The following is a 17,103-nucleotide window of genomic DNA, read 5'->3' on the forward strand; positions in this document are numbered from 1 at the left end:
GTGGAATATGATTGATAACGGTGGCGGCATAATATCGCCACTGTTATTTAGTGAAAATGCGATTACAATTTAAATACCTCAAAATCAGAAGCCATTTCAGTATGACTAAAGATCTGCTGACTTTCTTTGAGTAATCCAACACAGTCTTCGGGGGAATAGCGACTACTAATATGTGTGATAATCAGCTTTTTGGCATTAGCGTCTTTGGCTAATTGTGCCGCTTGTACCGTTGTTGAGTGTCCACGGCTATTCGCTTGCTCTGCCATTTCATGTTTAAACGTCGCTTCATGAACAATAACATCTGCATTATTAGCCAGTTTTAATGCATTTGGTGTGGGTTGTGTATCACCAAAAATAGCAATACGACGGCCTTCTGTTTCAGGGCCAATATACTCTTTGCCGTCAACGACCCTTCCATCTGGCAATGTAATGGTTTTACCTTGTTTTAACTCTTGTAGCCAAGGGCCAGCAGGAATATTGTCAGCTTTCAATTTTATGGCATCTAATTTACCCGGTCTGTTTTCTTCTTCTAAGCGATAACCAAAACAAGGTACAGGATGAGAAAGAGCTTCACAGCTGACTTTCATGCCTTCCTCTTCAAACAGAAAGCCCGCTTCGTCAATTTCAACAATATTAATAGGGTACGTTAAATAGGATTGGCTTAATGTCAACGCCGTTTCTATAAAGGTTTTTATACCCGTAGGGCCATACACGGTTAAAAGTGTTTCGGTTCCTCCCATTGAGCGACTACAAAGTAATCCCGGTAAACCAAAAATATGATCGCCATGTAAGTGGGTAATAAAAATTTTATTTAAACGCGGTAGTTTTACGCGGGTATGCAATATTTGATGTTGTGTCGCTTCACCACAATCAAACATCCACATACTTTTTTGTTTATTTTGTAAATCAAGCACCATGCTGGTGACATTGCGATCTTTAGAAGGGACGCCTGCGTTAGTGCCTAAAAAAGTGAGCTCCATAATGAAATATTATTCTCCATGTCGAATTTGTTCCCAACTTAAATCGAATTTCGCAAGATATTTACGTAGGCGATCGGCATCGTTGGGTTGTTTTTTATTTTGTCTTGATACTGCGAAAAGTTTTCTACCGGCTTCTGAGAGCGTTGATGATTGCTGGCACGTTTTGATAACTGTATTGAGTTGGCTAAGATCGAAAAGATCAATATCAGTACTATTAAATAAAGAAGAGGAAGTAACTCCCCAATTTTGTTTTAAACGATTAATTTCTTCATCAACAAGAGGAAGGGTAATACGACCATTTTCGGCAAGTGTTGCCATTCGCGTTATACTAGCACTAAGTTCACGGAAATTACCACGCCATAATGCCTGTTCAGATGTTGCAAATCGAATATAGTGTGATTTCGCATCAGAATTAAAGCGAATTGCCTTTTGATAAAGCTTTGCAAAGTGATGCAATTCATAATCGACGTTAGGCTCAATATCCTCTTTACGATCGGCTAAACCCGGCAGTGAAAAAGACCATAAATTGATCCTCGCATAGAGATCTTCACGAAAAAGCCCTTTTGCGATTTGTTTGTCCATATCTCGATGCGTTCCCGCAATTAGCTGAAAATCGCTTTGAACTTCAGTATCGGAGCCATAAGGATAAAAAGATTTCTCTTCTATTGCTTTCAGCAACATTGCTTGTTCATCAAGTCCTAGTTCCGCAATTTCATCAAGAAATAAAATTCCTTTATCGGCCTCCCTTAATAAACCTTGTCTGGCTTGTAATGCGCCTGTAAATGCCCCTTTTACGTGGCCAAATAAAGTAGACATGGCGTTATCACCGCGCAAAGTGGCGCAGTTAACAGCAATAAAACGTCCTTTTACAAAATGACGAGACTGCCGTAATTCATAAATACGCTGAGCAAGAAATGATTTCCCGGCTCCTGTAGGGCCTGTTAATAAAATGGGTGCAACAGAGCGTAATGCCACTCGCTCAATCTGAGCAATTAAAGTATTAAAACGTTCGTTGCGTGTGGCTATTCCTGATTTTAAGAAAGAGAGTGACTCATTATGGTAGTGCTCGAATCGGCTGGTTAGTTTTGTATAACGGCTTAAATCAAGATCAATAACAGAATAACTCCCCGTGGCTGATTGTACTGTTTTGATACCATCTTCATTTTCGATTTTAGAAGAAGGGGAAGTTTGTAATAGTTTTGCAGGTAAGTAGTGCGCTTCAGTCAGTAAAAACCAGCAAATCTGAGCGATGTGAGTACCCGTTGTGATATGGATATAATATTCTTCATTTTCAGTATCAAATGGATAATTCACTGCAAAATCAAGAAAGTGACTGTAAACCTCTTCCAGATCCCAAGGATCACAAATATCAATTTCGTAAGGTAATACTTCTGTATCAGGAGAGACAGTATGAATATCTTCAATGATTTTTGATGCTAATATTGAATCATTGGGTTGATGGATCATGACCAATCGACTAACGGGGAAATCTTTTTGATGGCAAATAGAAATTGTTGGACGCCATGAGTTCCATCTTTTATGGCTTTTTCCCCGTTTATCTAATGTTGTGCCTAAAACACCAATCACCACTTTGCGTTTCATTAAGTTATCCCTACTTATCTTTTTATCTATATTTATAAATGTATAGATAAAAAGATAAGTTTTTATCGATTTTAATTCAATAGCTAAATATTTAAAAATTACACTGAAAATCCTTTTATTAATTAAAACATATAGTTATAAATATTTTTGGTGATATTTAAAAACTTGGCACGATACTCGCAATATTATTAATGTCTTGAGCAGATTTTAAATCTGGTAGGCACATAAAGAACACTCTGTGGTGTTATCTAAATGTGTTCCTCCACATCGGGACTCTGTAGGTGAAGAGGGTTATTTTCAGGTTCGATTCCTGACACCAAAACCATTACAAATCCAAATGTAAAATTAAATATAAAAAATCGTTGTGACAGCAGTATCGTCACCTTGCTTATCCACCAGCAACTACGCTGGATTGAAGGCAGAAGAAGAGACAAACAAAGTATCGTTCCTCTCTTGTTTTCCCTTCGATTTCGCCAAGTTTGTTCGTGGGAAGCAAGTCACGATAAAAATGGTAATAAAAGAAAGCCAATAATAAAGAAGAGAAAAAGGAAGCAATGATGATAAGAACAACAATAAAAGTGAAACAGGGACAACTGGGTTTATTAAAGAAGGACGATGAATATATTGATGTCCTTGCTGTGGGTGAACATAAATTTTTCGATCTTCGCCGTCAATTAAGTGTTGAGCTGGTGGAATTAAACGGCCCTGCAATTGAAAGGGAAAAAGCTGAATTTTTACGCCAATATCATCCAGAATGGGTGAGTGAATATTGTTTTGATATTGTGCTATCTGATGAAGAGATTGGCTTACTTTATGAAAATGGCTCTCTCAAAGAGATCTTATCGCCGAGTACTCGCCGCCTCTATTGGAATTATGCACAGCGCTCAATGGAAGTGTTGTCAGCAAATGAATTGGAAGTTTCGCCAGCTTTGGTTAAAAAATTACAGTATCCAAAATTACGTAACCAGACGATAAAAGGCAGTGAAGGTGTATTAAGTGTGGATATTCCGACATGGCATGCTGGCATTATCCGTGTTAATGGTGAAACTCAATCACTATTACCACCTGGATTAAAAGGCTATTGGCGTTATCAGCACAAAGTTGATGTTGAAGTCGTTGATATGCGCTTGCAAACACTCGATGTAAGTGGTCAAGAGATCTTAACAAAAGATAAAGTGACCTTACGCATTAATCTGTCAGCGAGTTGGCGTTATCGCGACGTGCTTTCAGCGTACCAACTACTGAGTTCACCTCTTGAGTTCTTATATAAAGAGTTGCAGTTTGCGTTACGTGAAGCCGTAGGAACAAGAACATTGGATGAATTATTAGAAAATAAAACACTGATTGACAGTTTAGTGAGTGAAAAAATCAGGGAAGTGACTAAAGGATATGGCATTGAAGTAGCTTCATTAGGGGTAAAAGACATTGTTTTACCGGGTGAAATGAAAACGATTTTAGCGCAGGTGGTTGAGGCTGAAAAATCAGCTCAGGCTAATGTTATACGTCGAAGAGAAGAGACATCCGCGACACGTTCTTTATTAAATACGGCAAAAGTGATGGAAAACAATCCAGTAGCTCTACGATTAAAAGAGCTAGAAACCGTAGAACGTATTGCAGAACGTATTGATAAGATTTCCGTTTATGGTGGTTTAGACCAAGTATTAAACGGGCTAGTACAAATTAAAGGAGCACAGGCATGATATTGGATCATCAAATAGTAAAAGAAGCAGGGACTGCTGAAATCAAAATGTGGACAAATGGTGTACCTGTTGAAGCAGATGCTCTAAAGCAACTTATCAATACCGCCAAGATGCCTTTTATTTTTAAACATATGGCAGTAATGCCCGATGTTCACTTAGGGAAAGGTTCAACAATAGGAAGTGTTATCCCAACAAAAGGTGCGATTATTCCGGCTGCTGTTGGTGTGGATATTGGATGTGGAATGATTGCGGTAAAAACATCATTACACGCAAATGATCTGCCAGATAACTTATTTGCCATAAGAACGGCAATAGAAAGAGCAGTACCTCATGGACGAACAAGTTATCAGTCAGGGAACGATCGGGGTTCATGGAAGAACCCACCTAAACTTGTTGATCAACATTGGCAACAACTTGAAGGGCGTTTTAAGGTTTTAACTGATAAGTATCCGCGTTTACGAAATACGAATAACTATCGTCACCTAGGTACATTAGGAACAGGAAACCACTTTATCGAGTTGTGCCTTGATGAAGCAGATAATGTTTGGGTAATGCTACATAGTGGATCTCGTGGTGTGGGTAATGCTATCGGTACATTATTTATACAAATGGCACAAGAAGACATGAGAGAACATATCGCTAACTTGCCAGACAAAAATTTAGCGTACTTAAAAGAAGGAACGCTTTTCTATGATGACTATATAGAAGCCGTAGAATGGGCACAGGATTTTGCTCGACATAACCGTGAAATTATGATGGAACGTGTGTTGGCGGCATTATCAACAGAAATAACTAAACCTTTTACGACTCAACAACAGGCAGTGAACTGCCACCATAACTATGTGCAAAAAGAAATGCACTTTGGTGAAGAGGTTCTGGTGACTCGAAAAGGGGCTGTTTCTGCTCAAAAAGGTGAAATGGGGATCATTCCGGGTTCAATGGGAGCGAAGAGCTTTATTGTTAGAGGTAAGGGAAATGCCGAAAGTTTCTGTTCATGTAGCCATGGTGCAGGACGCGTAATGAGCCGAACCGCAGCGAAAAAAGCCTTTAGTGTTGAAGACCAAATTCGAGCTACAGCGCATGTGGAATGTCGAAAAGATGAAGATGTGATTGATGAAATTCCAATGGCTTATAAGGATATTGATGCTGTTATGAAGGCTCAGTTATCGCTTGTTGAGGTTGTTCATACACTACGACAGGTTGTTTGTGTAAAAGGATAATGGTGTTTTTTTAAGATAATTCATAACTATCCCCTAACAGTAACGTAGGGGATAGTGAGATATTACAGCGTGTGCATGGAATGCAAATGAATAAAATTTTTAAGAATAGAAATTTTCTTTGAATAAGGTCCTTATTTTCTGATTAAAAATCAAACAAAGAATGTTTAATATTTTTTATAAATAAAGATTGATATTAAACTTACAGTTTTCCAATAAAGATAATCAAAAAAAGAATATCTTTATTAAATTATTCTTTAATTAGAAAACGATTATTAATAAATTATTAATACCAGTAATAGCGATTATTTATTTAATATAAAACATTTCCTAATTTTCTTAATTAGATTGAAATTAACTTTATTCTTATTGAAAAAGTATAGCCTACTCTATTTAGTGTATTAATTCTCAGTAAGTATATTAATTAAAAACCAGATGTTAATTTCTTATATCCCAAATGTGAACAAAGCGTTTTGAATTACTTGCAGTATAGATAACAGTATGTGAAATATTACGATGTCCCAAGTAATCCTGAATTAAGCGCGTATCTCTACCTAAATCGGCCAAAGCATAGCCGCAGGCATGGCGAAGCATATGCGGATGAGGGGCAATGGATACATTAGCTTCCTTACCTAAACGACGAAGTAATCCATAAACTTGTTGACGTGAAATTGGGCCTGTTTTTTGAGATAAAAAGACCCATTCAGAATCCGATTCTCTCCATGTTTCCCGTTTTTTCAACCAGTTAACTAACGCATCATATTCCTCTTCTATAATAGGTTGTGTTGTTGATAAACCTCCTTTTAAGCGCCTGACATAGAGTATCCTACTTTCCAAATCAATATCGCTTAAGGTTAGTCTGCATAGCTCACTAACACGAAATCCATGTAAAAAACACATTAAAAACATACAGTAATCTCTTTCTGGGTACCGTCCTTCTTTTGCTTGCTTCAAAATAGAGTTGATCTCAAAACGTGTAAGAAACTTACGTTGCTTCATTTTCATAACCTTTTCAATGAGATAACAAGGAACAAAAGTCAATTGATACATAACTATAACAAGTAATATATATCAATAAAGAGTTGTGTTTTTTTTATGCTTGCACTTTTACTTGTTAATTTTAAACAAGTTTATTGAAAGTTTATTTATTTTTAGAAAATGAAAGTGATTGATTGACAAAGCGAAAAATGAATATAGATAGGAATTCGGCCATCTTTAGAGAAATAAACAGAATACACCAAATTGTTTACTATTATTCTCTGGCTTCTCACTTAAGTCAAATTTAATGTTCATCACATATCATCATTTATTTAACATATTGATATTTATCATTATTTCAAAAATCAAATATGATTAGTTACTTTGTTTAAAATCTAGAAATAAATTTTTTTACTTTTTTCACAAATTATAGTAATTGCACTTAGAATTATAAACTCTTTTTCTGATATTTAAAGTTAGATTATCTAAATGTGTTTGATTTCGAGATGAAAATTTTTAACAAAACAATTTGGTGTATTTTGTTTTGTTTCTAACGAGATTTAATTTCGTTTTGGACAGGCATCAGTATACCAAAATTCAAAAACTCAATAATGAGTCATTCAATTAGGAATAATTTAATCCTAATGAATTTATTATTTTTAATGTCTTCGTCCTTTATATTTTAGGAAACAAAAAGATGAAATTAAATAAATTAGCGTTAGTTCTTGGCTTAGGTTTATCTGTTGCTGCGGGTTCTACATTTGCTGCTGATCCAGTAAAAGATCAAGGTCATGGTACAGTTAAATTTGTTGGTTCAATTATTGATGCTCCTTGTTCAATTACTCCAGATACAGAAAATCAAACTGTTCCATTAGGTCAAATTTCTACTGCTGCATTAAAAGATGGTGGCCGTAGTAATTCTCGCGATTTTAAAATTTCTTTAGAGAATTGCACAACAGAAACTTATAAAACTGTTCAAACAACCTTCACTGGTTCAGAAGATGCAGACATCTTAGCTGGTTCTTTAGGTATTGAAGGTATCGCTAAAAATGCTGCTGTTGTTATCACTGATGCGGGTGGTAAACAAATCAAATTAGGTACACCAAGCGCTGCTCAAACATTACGTGATGGTAATAACGATCTGAACTTTGCTGCTTACTTACAAGGTTCTTCTGCAGAAGCTGCTGTTCCTGGTGACTTCACTGCAATCGCAACTTTCGCACTGACTTATCAGTAAGAAAAAATAAGTTCTGTACAGGGATGTACAGGGCTTTTTTCTTGTGTCTATTTTTAACGATTTTTTTCTTACGGAGAAAAATATGAATCGCAAGATGACACCACTATGGCTATGCCTTATTGCCAGCTTACTGACAACAACAGCAGTAGCAAGTGATGTAAAACAAGATAAAAACATGCATCAGCGATTTGGGGCACTTAATCTTTCAGGCTCGATTTTAGAACCATCATGCACGATTGCAGCTGGGAGTGGTGAACAAGTTATTCCACTGACAATGGTTTCTATTCCGATGCTGGTGACTGAAGGGCAAGGACCTATTGAGTATTTTTCTATCAGATTAACGGAATGTACGCTAATTGAACAAAAAGGTCAGGAAGCGGACAACCCTCGTTTTATTGCGACGTTTGAAGGTCCCTCTAACGGGAATGGGAATTTTGCACTTTCTGGTGAGGCGAGAGGTGCGTCATTAGCCATTGCCGATCGTTATGGCAGACGAGCAATCCCTGGGAAGCCATTACCCCCGGTTGGTATTGACTCCAAATCGATGGCGTTACTTTACCAAGCGCGAATAGTCAAAAATAACGATATACCAAAAGCTGGAAATTACCGAACAACGCTGCGATTTAAGCTGGAATACTATTAAATGGATCGGGTTGGATAACTTATGGTTAGAACATTCAAAACCGTTTGTTTAGGGACGGAAAAAAAGAAAAAACAACATACTATTCGGCCTGTTGCTGTACTGATCTATTTAATTCTTACTGGCGCTTCTAGTATTTCAAGTTCAGCTTTAGCAAATAGTGATATTGAATTTAATGCCGATATTTTAGATTTAAAAGATAAGCAAAATATCGACTTATCAGATTTTTCTCGCGCTGGGTATATTATGCCTGGCCGATATGAATTTGTTGTTCGTGTGAATAATAATGAACTCCCAGAACTCTACAACATTAACTATGTTGTGCCAGCAAATGATCCTAAAGGTAGTGAGGCTTGTTTACCGCAAGAATTGGTCAATCAAATAGGGCTCAAACCTGAATGGGTTGAAAAAGTTAAATATCAAGATAATGGAAGTTGTCTTGATATCTCTTCTATTCCAGGTATGACGGTAAGTGCAAGCCTGGGAAATGGCAATCTTATTCTTACTATTCCTCAAGCCTATCTTGAATACTCAGCACCAAACTGGGATCCACCCTCTCGTTGGGATCATGGTATTTCAGGAGTACTTTTCGACTATAACGTCAATGCTAACGTAACAGATCCCGCTAAAGGAAAACAGCGGCAACAAGTTACGGGCTTAGGAACTGTGGGAGCAAACCTTGGTGTTTGGCGTTTCCGTGCCGATTGGCAAGCAAGTTATCAGCATACAACGGGTATTCCTGATAGCACTGAAAATAGTTGGAAATGGAACCAGCTTTATCTTTATAGAGCGATCACGCAATTAGGGGCTCGCCTTGTAATGGGGGAGACTTACTCACGCTCTGACATTTTCGATAACTTCCGTTTTACCGGGGTTAATTTGTCTACGGATGACAATATGCTACCACCTAACTTAAGAGGATATGCCCCTGAAGTAACGGGAGTAGCAAAAACGAATGCGAAAGTAACGATTAGCCAGCAAGGTCGTGTGATCTATGAAACTCAGGTTGCTCCCGGGCCGTTTCGTATTCAAGACATCAATGATGCAGTGAGTGGTAAATTAGATGTACGTGTTGAAGAGCAAGATGGATCTGTTCAAGAATTCCAAATGGATACGGCAAGTATTCCTTATTTAACACGTCCGGGTCGAGTGCAATATAAATTATCTGCGGGTAAACCGTCAGATATGAACCGTAATACGGAAGGCCCTATTTTTGGTATGGGTGAATTCTCATGGGGGATCAGTAACGGTTGGTCACTTTATGGTGGTTCATTAATATCGGGAGATTATAACTCTGTTTCTGCTGGTATTGGTCGTGATCTGATGGTGCTAGGTGCTATCTCTTTCGATGCGACGCATTCTTGGGCCAAAATTCCAAGTGATAATAAGCGTTATCACGGTGGTTCCTATCGCCTAAGTTACTCAAAACGATTTGAACAAATCAATAGCCAAGTGACATTCGCAGGTTATCGATTCTCCGAACGTGACTTTATGAGTATGAATCAATATTTAGATCGTCGTTATCATGGTGGTGAAGAAGATAACAATAAAGAGCTTTATACCATTATGTTTAGTAAGCAGTTCCCTGAATGGGGATTAAGCGCTTACTTAAACTACAGTCATCAAACCTATTGGAATAAACCTAATAACGATAACTACAACCTGTCGTTAGCTAAAACGATGGATATTGGTAGCTTTAAAAATATCAATCTCAGTCTGTCGGCGTTTCGCAATAAATTTAATGGTAACAATGATAATGGCATTTATATGAATGTCAGTATGCCTTGGAGCGATCGCGCGACCATTAGCTACAACACTGTGATTAATAAACACGGTAATTCACATAATGTCAGTTATTACGATCGTATTGATAACAATAGTAGTTATCGTGTTGGGGCAGGTTTAAGTAGTAACGGTAAGCCATCTGCAGATGCTTACCTCATGCATTATGCTGATGCAGCATTGATCACTGCCAGTGCGAGTCATATTAATGACGAATACACATCAGCTACATTATCTCTACAAGGTGGGGCTACATTAACACCAAAAGGTGGTGCATTACACCGCACAAGTCGTACTGGTAGTACTCGTTTACTAATTGATACAGATGGTGTTTCTAATATACCAGTAAAAAGCATTGGCGCGATTACGCACACCAATGCTTTTGGTAAAGCAGTACTACCTGATATCAACGATTATTATCGCAGTAGTGCCAGTATCGACCTTGATAAGATGCCAGATAATGCTGAAGCATTACGCTCAATTCAACAATTAACACTAACAGAAGGTGCAATTGGCTACCGTCACTTTGATGTGGTTTCGGGACAAAAAGCCATGGCTGTCATTCGCTTACAAGACGGAACTTATCCCCCATTTGGTGCCAGTGTCACAACTGAGAAAGGGCGTGAACTCGGTATTGTCAATGATGGTGGGAATGTCTATCTGACGGGGATTAATAGTGATGATGTATTGAGTGTGCGTTGGAATGGTCAAGAGCAGTGTAAAGTTCGTATTCCAACATTAGTTGAAGGATTATTTATGTCTTCTTTATTACTGACTTGTAGTGATGGAGACGCAACACCTTCGACAATCAATCAAAGAACAGAGCCCTTACCTAAACCTCAACTGATTACACAATAAGGTTAGGAAAGAAGGGAAAGATAAAAATAATTTCAGACAAAAAGAGTAATTCAAAATGATGTTATCAAAGCGCTTATTCATTGTAACAACCACTTTATTGACTGGAATGGTCTTTACTAGTCAAGCCCTTGCTGCGATTGCTTTAGATAGAACGCGTGTCATTTTTAATGGTGCAGATAAATCTATTAGCTTAAATGTCAGCAATCAAAACAAAGAGCTCCCTTACTTGGCTCAGGGCTGGATGGAAAATGAAAATGGAGAACGTATTGACAGCCCATTATTAGTTTTACCTCCAATTCAGCGTATTGAGCCGGGTGATAAAAGCCAAGTAAAAGTACAGTCATTACCAGATATTGCCAAGTTACCACAAGATAGAGAAAGTGTTTTCTATTTTAACTTGCGTGAAATTCCACCTCGTAGTGATAAACCTAACGTGTTGCAAATTGCATTACAAACACGAATTAAGTTGTTTTATCGCCCAGCATCAATCTATGCCACACAAACGGATCTCACTCATCCTTGGCAGGAAAAAATTACCTTAATAAAGAAAGGTGATCGTTATGAAGTGAATAATCCAACACCTTATTACGTGACATTAGTGGATGGCCTAACAGGGTTACAAGGAAAAAGTCTTGATGGCTTTGAGCCACTGATGATAGCGCCTAAAAGTACAGGAACGATAAATCTGCCTACTTCGGCGTTTGGCGCATCACCTGTACTTAGCTATATCAATGATTACGGCGGACGTCCTCAGATGAAGTTCACCTGTAATGGCAATGAATGCAAAGTCGCAGAAACATCAGCAGGAAAATAAATAGGTCTATTTTATGAAAATGGAACAGCGGTTTAGCCCAAGCAAAGCAGTGTTGATTCTTATTTTGGCAACGTTTACTGGAGGCCTAAGTTTTACTGCTGTTGCGAATTCATCCGCGAGAGCGGTGAAAGCCGTTATTCCTGGAATTGTTTATATCAATATTTCAGGAAATGTTATTGCACCACCACCTTGCCTCATTAATGACGGCAAAATGATCGAAGTTAATTTTGGTGAGGTGATGAGTACGCGTATTGATGGCGTTCGCTATAAAGAGCCTATCCACTACACCGCGACTTGCCAAAAAATGCCAACTAATGCCATGAAAGTCTATGTTACGGGTAGCGCAACAGGATTCGATTCAAATGCGTTACAAACAAATATTACAGGATTAGGGGTACGTATTCTGTATAAGGGGAGCTTATTAGATTTAGGTAAGGCGGTAAATTTTACCTATCCCAACTTACCTGAATTAGAAGCCATTCCTGTTCGTGATCAGAATGAAGCCTTAGTGGGTGGTGATTTTGTCGCAAGTGGCACACTGCATGTGGATTATCAGTAAGGGGTCAGAAGATGAATAAATTAAAGTACATATGTCTGATTGCATTACTGAATTCTTATTCTGCCATAAGTGCAGACGCACCTAATATGAAATTGTTTGGCACTTTATTAGTGCCACCACCTTGTGTCATCAGTAACAACGAACTGATTGATGTCTATTTTGGGCACAACGTAGGTATTCATAAAGTAGATGGCATTAACTACACCGAATCCGTGAATTATCGATTGGTCTGTGATCCAAATTTAAAAGGTTGGGATTTAGGGCTTTCTATTATTGGTCCTAAAACTCAGTTTGATGAAGCTGCGCTACAAACCAATATTCCAGATTTAGGTATTCATCTCACGCAAGATGGTAAGCCTTTTAAATTGAACGAGCGTATTGCGATATCACCCGATAATCCACCTGTGATCCAAGCAGTACCTGTTAAAAGACCGGGTAGCACTTTGCCTGAAGGTGCATTTGAAGTTTCAGCAACATTGCTTGCTGAATACCAATAGGAGCGTATTGATGAATATAGCAAGATTATCGATCCCGTTCGTATTGAGTCTGGCCACATTTATGGGATTAACATCAACCGCTCTCTCTGCACCAGACAATATGCGTTTTCACGGCATATTAGTTGACGAGCCTTGCACCATAAAGCCCGGAGACGAAACTGTTGAGTTAGATTTTGGCAATATTCCGGACAAAAACCTTTATGCGTATCAAAGAACACCAAGCAAGTTGTTTCAAATACGCTTGTCTGAATGTGACTTAACGATTGGTAAAAGCGTCAAAATCACCTTTAAAGGTGATGAAAATCAAGCCATGGCAGGACAAGGTTTTTTAGCAATAAGCCCAAGCAGTCAAGCCGCGGGTATTGCTGTTGGACTGGAATCTGAAAATGGAAATGCGCTACCTGTTAATAAAGAAACAGACAAAATGTCATTAAGTGCGGATGACACAATTTTAAATTTTTATGCCTTTATTCAAGGGGAGCCGGATGCGATTGCTAACCAGTCCATTAAACGCGGCCCATTTAGTGCAATAGCCACATTTCATTTGAATTATGACTAATTATTAGGGTTGAGGTTTTTTATGTCCATATTAAAGCGATTTCCGGCTTTATGTATTGCAATCGGTTTGCTGTTTTCGGCACCTGCGATGGCATCCATCTTTTCTTATATAACCGAATCAACTGGAACACCAGCAAATGCAACCTATACCTATGTTATTCAACGCTGGGATCCTGAAGATCCTTACACCCCAAATCCTTGTTATGGTTGGAGTAAATGCTGGATAACCATTAACCATAAACATGATGCTAATGGTTCTCCAGGATCTGCGGTAAGAAGTATTGTCCGTGTTGAAAAAGAGCGTTATTTAGCTGGCGTTCGTGATGCGGTAATGCGAATGGAAAGTTTTCCAATACAAGGCACTGCTCGACATGTTGGTGATCCACTTACCTCAAACCAAGAATGTGTCGGGTTATTTTATGAATCTAAGGAAGGAGGTTGGTCTCCAAATGGGCGTTTATTACCAGGATCACTATGTGGTATTGCGCCACCACCAGTAGGTGCCTGCAAAATAACAGAAGGTGCTGTAAACCTAAATTATGGCGATATTGATGAAGTGAGTTTAGAAAATGCAACACGTGCTCAAAATATTAATGTCACTTGTAACTTGGCAATGAAAGTTCTAGTTATCGCATCAGGCTCAGACAGTGGCCGAGTACCACTGCGACCTGATAATAGTCTTTATGCCGATTTGTTTCTTGATAATTATCCTGGTGAAAAAGGTACTGTAATTGATGTTCCTGCAAATGGAACCATACCTGTAGAGGTTAAATCAGTTTTACATACCAATGGTCGCGTTGCACCGGGCTATTTCTCTGGTTCAGGTTCAATTATTTTAACGATGCCTTAATCATGATAATGGGTGAATATTATGATGAATTACGATTTTACAGATATTGATGTTAATGCGTTAGTTGGCAAAAGAATTCAGAAAAAACGTAAAGAATTAGGTTACACCGGTATGCAAATTGCTGAAAAAATTGGTGTTAGCCAACAGCAATTTTCTCGTTATGAGCGAGGAATGAATAAAATAGATCTCAGTTATCTCGTTTTGTTGGCTAATTTTTTAAATACGCCTATTTATTGGTTTTTTGAAGACTGCTTTACCACGAAATCTTCATCTGAAAGTCTGCGTATCGATAAACGAAGTAACATCATGGCTGAAACCATGCCTGACGTTTTTTTGTATTAATGCATATCGCGAAAGGATACTTTAACTTGGTGTTTTAGAGCGTATGCTTTTTCTTTGATTGATTACCAAATTGGTAAGGCAGGGGAAACCCTGCCCTTTTTTTATGCTAAAAAGTACTAAATACGGTTAGTCAAATTTGAGTTATTGATCGTGCTATCTGTAAAAAAAGGAAGGTATTGATAATCAATTTTTACTCTTTTATAAGAGATGAAAATTAGCCATAAAAGTAAAACTGTCATTTTATGACGATAATAATTATCTAAGACACGCATTTTGCTAAAAATGTATGTTAAGAATACTCTTAAAGAGAGTGTTTTAAAAAAAGTGCATTTCTATTAGGTTAAACATGTCTTTTTTTATTACATCATGAAAAAGATAAATAAAGCTAACTTAATTTATTAAATAAAGACCTTCTAATAATGATATTCTTATTAAGAGGTGGTTGGTCGAATAATTAAATAATATTAATGAAATTCTCTATTTTTATTTAAATTCTTAACTTGTTATTATTTAATCGATAAAAGATTATTTCTAATATATACCTTAAAACTTACTTATTTTGATTAATTAACTCATTCAAAAATGAGTTAAATTTATTCAGATAATATAAAACTATTCCTGATTTATCGTAAAGATAAAAAACTCCAATATTCTTATTGAAAAAGATTTGATGATTAAAAAACAAGTAATAACGACTAATATATATACGCACTAAATGAGTAGTGTTAAATATATATATATTAAATGTAAATAAAATGTATTTAATGGTGTTTCTTTTTGGATAAAAACATGTGGATTCTATGGGAAGGCAATAATATGAATAAGCTAATAATGAAATTAGTAGCAATACGTAAAATAGTCAATAATCTAATAAATAAATAATTTAAATGTTTGAGCTAGCTCTTAATAAATACATTAAAATTTTTACCCAAAAAAGGAGTAACCATTCTCAATCAAATGATTAAATTTCTGGTTTTTTTTGAAGAAAAAATAGGCATTACACGAATTTCTTTTTTGAATTATCAGTTAGTTAACATATGGAAGTGTTCTTAATCAAAAAATGCAAATTGTACAAAAAACTCACTTTCTGACCTTAATTTCCTAAGTGTAAATACTCACATCCAAGTGTTAAATTATTATCAAAACACTCTATTCTCGATTATATTATTTGTATAATTAATTATAAATCAATGCTTTATAATGTTTTTACTCTTTTTGTATTGTTTATTATAAATATCCGTAATTATAAAAGGATGTAATTATTAATTTATATATAAAATACAATGTCTTATCTATTATTGAGACTGATAGTTCAATATTTAATTCAATTTAAGATTATCATTATAAGATTATTATTAGTGTGATTTCTGCCCGAGAGTAAATAATGATAATAAATCAATTAACAAATTCATTATTTTGATCTTCTGGTAAATCAATGCATTAGGCTTGATTTGTTTCAATATGTAAAATTTAGGTTATGTAAGGTTAAAGTAAGTAAATAATAAAATGTTATTTAATTGACAAATACTCTTATTCATAAAAAGATAATCAGATCTTTTAACTTTAAATTTTGAAATGTCAGTATTTAAATCTCATATATCTCTTTTTAAGAGTAATTTATTGGTTTTAAATTCCATTCGGGGCGTTTTCGAAAAGTAATATTTTGTATGAAAATGTAAAAAATACACTTAATATCAGTAAATTAATAAAAATGAATTTAATAAAGTTGGGGTGGTTTGACTTAATAAAAATCGAAGAGAATAATATATCCAACTTGATATGTTTCCTTTATCTAATTTCATTATTAAATATGAAATTGATTAGGCGAAATTTATCAAAATATAGAAACTCTATTTAGTATGACATTCATTTAAGCAGTTTGCTTATATTGAATTTTATTATTTTAAATATCTTCGTTCTTATATTTTCAGGAAACATAAAGATGAAATTAAATAAATTAGGTTTAGTTTTAGGTTTAGGCTTAACTGTTGCTGCTGGTTCTGCATTCGCGGCTGATCAAGGTCATGGTACTGTAGAATTTTGGGGTTCAATCATTGATGCTCCATGTTCAATTGATCCTAACTCTGGTGACCAACGTGTTCCATTAGGACAAGTTTCAGCAAATGCTCTGAAAGATGGTGGTCGTAGCGTTTCTAACACTTTCAAAATCAAATTACTGCAATGCTCTACTGAAACTTATAAAACAGTTCAAACTACTTTCACTGGTGCTGAAGCAGCAGCTATCCTGCCTGGCTCTTTAGGTATTGAAGGTTTAGCGAAAAATGCAGCAGTTGTTATTACTGATGCAGGTGGTACACAAATTAAATTAGGTGAACCAACAAAAGCTCAAACTATTCGTGATGGTTCAAATGATCTGAACTTTGCTGCTTACTTAAAAGGTTCTGCAACAGATGCAGCTGTACCAGGTGACTTTACTGCGATCGCTACTTTCGCATTAACTTACCAATAATAGATGTTCTTTTAAGCCC

At 36.4% G+C, this 17,103-nt stretch carries 15 protein-coding genes; 12 read left to right on the forward strand and 3 right to left on the reverse strand.

Annotated elements, in window-relative coordinates; genetic code table 11:
- Positions 1–62: 62 nt before the first annotated feature.
- Entirely contained in the window at positions 63–980 is a 918-nt protein-coding gene (rnz, locus tag GTH25_RS03940) for a ribonuclease Z (RefSeq protein WP_159241693.1), read from the reverse strand.
- 9 nt (positions 981–989) lie between these two features.
- Positions 990–2,582: an RNA repair transcriptional activator RtcR gene (gene rtcR / locus GTH25_RS03945; protein ID WP_164530342.1), complete on the reverse strand. Its 1,593-nt coding sequence runs from the start codon at positions 2,580–2,582 to the stop codon at positions 990–992.
- A 560-nt stretch (positions 2,583–3,142) separates the two neighbouring features.
- On the opposite strand from rtcR, the gene GTH25_RS03950 reads away from it, so the two are divergent.
- Together GTH25_RS03950 and GTH25_RS03955 are read left to right on the forward strand one after the other, a co-directional pair.
- Entirely contained in the window at positions 3,143–4,282 is a 1,140-nt protein-coding gene (locus GTH25_RS03950; RefSeq protein WP_164530217.1) for a slipin family protein, read from the forward strand.
- Positions 4,279–5,502 (forward strand): RtcB family protein, encoded by a 1,224-nt coding sequence (locus tag GTH25_RS03955; RefSeq protein WP_156733074.1) that lies wholly within the window; start codon positions 4,279–4,281, stop codon positions 5,500–5,502. The genes GTH25_RS03950 and GTH25_RS03955 overlap by 4 nt, the downstream gene beginning before the upstream one ends.
- 435 nt (positions 5,503–5,937) lie before the next feature.
- Here GTH25_RS03955 and mrpI read toward each other — a convergent pair whose 3' ends face one another.
- Complete coding sequence (gene mrpI, locus GTH25_RS03960; RefSeq protein ID WP_075673415.1) at positions 5,938–6,498, reverse strand: phase variation DNA invertase MrpI; 561 nt, start codon at positions 6,496–6,498, stop codon at positions 5,938–5,940.
- 676 nt (positions 6,499–7,174) lie between these two features.
- On the opposite strand from mrpI, the gene GTH25_RS03965 reads away from it, so the two are divergent.
- The 10 genes from GTH25_RS03965 to GTH25_RS04010 all read left to right on the forward strand — a co-directional run bounded on the left by GTH25_RS03965 (position 7,175) and on the right by GTH25_RS04010 (position 17,084).
- A complete protein-coding gene (locus GTH25_RS03965; protein ID WP_075673416.1) occupies positions 7,175–7,714 on the forward strand; it encodes a fimbrial protein in 540 nt (179 codons plus the stop codon).
- A gap of 94 nt (positions 7,715–7,808) precedes the next feature.
- Positions 7,809–8,357 (forward strand): fimbrial protein, encoded by a 549-nt coding sequence (locus tag GTH25_RS03970; protein WP_143484144.1) that lies wholly within the window; start codon positions 7,809–7,811, stop codon positions 8,355–8,357.
- Positions 8,358–8,378: 21 nt separating this feature from the next.
- A complete protein-coding gene (locus tag GTH25_RS03975) occupies positions 8,379–10,994 on the forward strand; it encodes an outer membrane usher protein (RefSeq protein WP_075673418.1) in 2,616 nt (871 codons plus the stop codon).
- 55 nt (positions 10,995–11,049) lie between these two features.
- Positions 11,050–11,808: a fimbria/pilus periplasmic chaperone gene (locus GTH25_RS03980; protein WP_075673419.1), complete on the forward strand. Its 759-nt coding sequence runs from the start codon at positions 11,050–11,052 to the stop codon at positions 11,806–11,808.
- Positions 11,809–11,821: 13 nt separating this feature from the next.
- On the forward strand, positions 11,822–12,367 hold the full coding sequence (locus tag GTH25_RS03985) for a fimbrial protein (RefSeq protein ID WP_075673420.1): 546 nt from the start codon (positions 11,822–11,824) through the stop codon (positions 12,365–12,367).
- 11 nt (positions 12,368–12,378) lie between these two features.
- Complete coding sequence (locus GTH25_RS03990; RefSeq protein ID WP_075673421.1) at positions 12,379–12,864, forward strand: fimbrial protein; 486 nt, start codon at positions 12,379–12,381, stop codon at positions 12,862–12,864.
- 10 nt (positions 12,865–12,874) lie between these two features.
- Positions 12,875–13,423, forward strand: coding sequence for a fimbrial protein (locus GTH25_RS03995; RefSeq protein ID WP_075673422.1), 549 nt, complete (start codon positions 12,875–12,877; stop codon positions 13,421–13,423).
- 21 nt (positions 13,424–13,444) lie between these two features.
- Positions 13,445–14,272, forward strand: a complete 828-nt coding sequence (locus GTH25_RS04000) for an MrpH family fimbial adhesin (RefSeq protein ID WP_075673423.1) — start codon at positions 13,445–13,447, stop codon at positions 14,270–14,272.
- Between the two features lie 21 nt (positions 14,273–14,293).
- Complete coding sequence (locus GTH25_RS04005) at positions 14,294–14,614, forward strand: helix-turn-helix domain-containing protein (protein ID WP_075673424.1); 321 nt, start codon at positions 14,294–14,296, stop codon at positions 14,612–14,614.
- A 1,942-nt stretch (positions 14,615–16,556) separates the two neighbouring features.
- The gene (locus tag GTH25_RS04010; protein WP_075674087.1) at positions 16,557–17,084 is read left to right on the forward strand and encodes a fimbrial protein; all 528 of its coding nucleotides are present in this window, start codon (positions 16,557–16,559) and stop codon (positions 17,082–17,084) included.
- Positions 17,085–17,103 lie beyond the last annotated feature (19 nt).

The organism is Proteus terrae subsp. cibarius, assembly GCF_011045835.1.
Lineage (GTDB): Bacteria > Pseudomonadota > Gammaproteobacteria > Enterobacterales > Enterobacteriaceae > Proteus > Proteus cibarius.

What these genes read in the sequence shown, in the direction of transcription:
- rnz (WP_159241693.1), bottom strand. Translation starts at nt 980, where the DNA reads ATGGAGCTCACTTTTTTAGGCACTAACGCAGGCGTCCCTTCTAAAGAT.
- rtcR (WP_164530342.1), bottom strand. Translation starts at nt 2,582, where the DNA reads ATGAAACGCAAAGTGGTGATTGGTGTTTTAGGCACAACATTAGATAAA.
- GTH25_RS03955 (WP_156733074.1), top strand. Translation starts at nt 4,279, where the DNA reads ATGATATTGGATCATCAAATAGTAAAAGAAGCAGGGACTGCTGAAATC.
- mrpI (WP_075673415.1), bottom strand. Translation starts at nt 6,498, where the DNA reads ATGAAGCAACGTAAGTTTCTTACACGTTTTGAGATCAACTCTATTTTG.
- GTH25_RS03965 (WP_075673416.1), top strand. Translation starts at nt 7,175, where the DNA reads ATGAAATTAAATAAATTAGCGTTAGTTCTTGGCTTAGGTTTATCTGTT.
- GTH25_RS03970 (WP_143484144.1), top strand. Translation starts at nt 7,809, where the DNA reads ATGACACCACTATGGCTATGCCTTATTGCCAGCTTACTGACAACAACA.
- GTH25_RS03975 (WP_075673418.1), top strand. Translation starts at nt 8,379, where the DNA reads ATGGTTAGAACATTCAAAACCGTTTGTTTAGGGACGGAAAAAAAGAAA.
- GTH25_RS03980 (WP_075673419.1), top strand. Translation starts at nt 11,050, where the DNA reads ATGATGTTATCAAAGCGCTTATTCATTGTAACAACCACTTTATTGACT.
- GTH25_RS03985 (WP_075673420.1), top strand. Translation starts at nt 11,822, where the DNA reads ATGAAAATGGAACAGCGGTTTAGCCCAAGCAAAGCAGTGTTGATTCTT.
- GTH25_RS03990 (WP_075673421.1), top strand. Translation starts at nt 12,379, where the DNA reads ATGAATAAATTAAAGTACATATGTCTGATTGCATTACTGAATTCTTAT.
- GTH25_RS03995 (WP_075673422.1), top strand. Translation starts at nt 12,875, where the DNA reads ATGAATATAGCAAGATTATCGATCCCGTTCGTATTGAGTCTGGCCACA.
- GTH25_RS04000 (WP_075673423.1), top strand. Translation starts at nt 13,445, where the DNA reads ATGTCCATATTAAAGCGATTTCCGGCTTTATGTATTGCAATCGGTTTG.
- GTH25_RS04005 (WP_075673424.1), top strand. Translation starts at nt 14,294, where the DNA reads ATGATGAATTACGATTTTACAGATATTGATGTTAATGCGTTAGTTGGC.
- GTH25_RS04010 (WP_075674087.1), top strand. Translation starts at nt 16,557, where the DNA reads ATGAAATTAAATAAATTAGGTTTAGTTTTAGGTTTAGGCTTAACTGTT.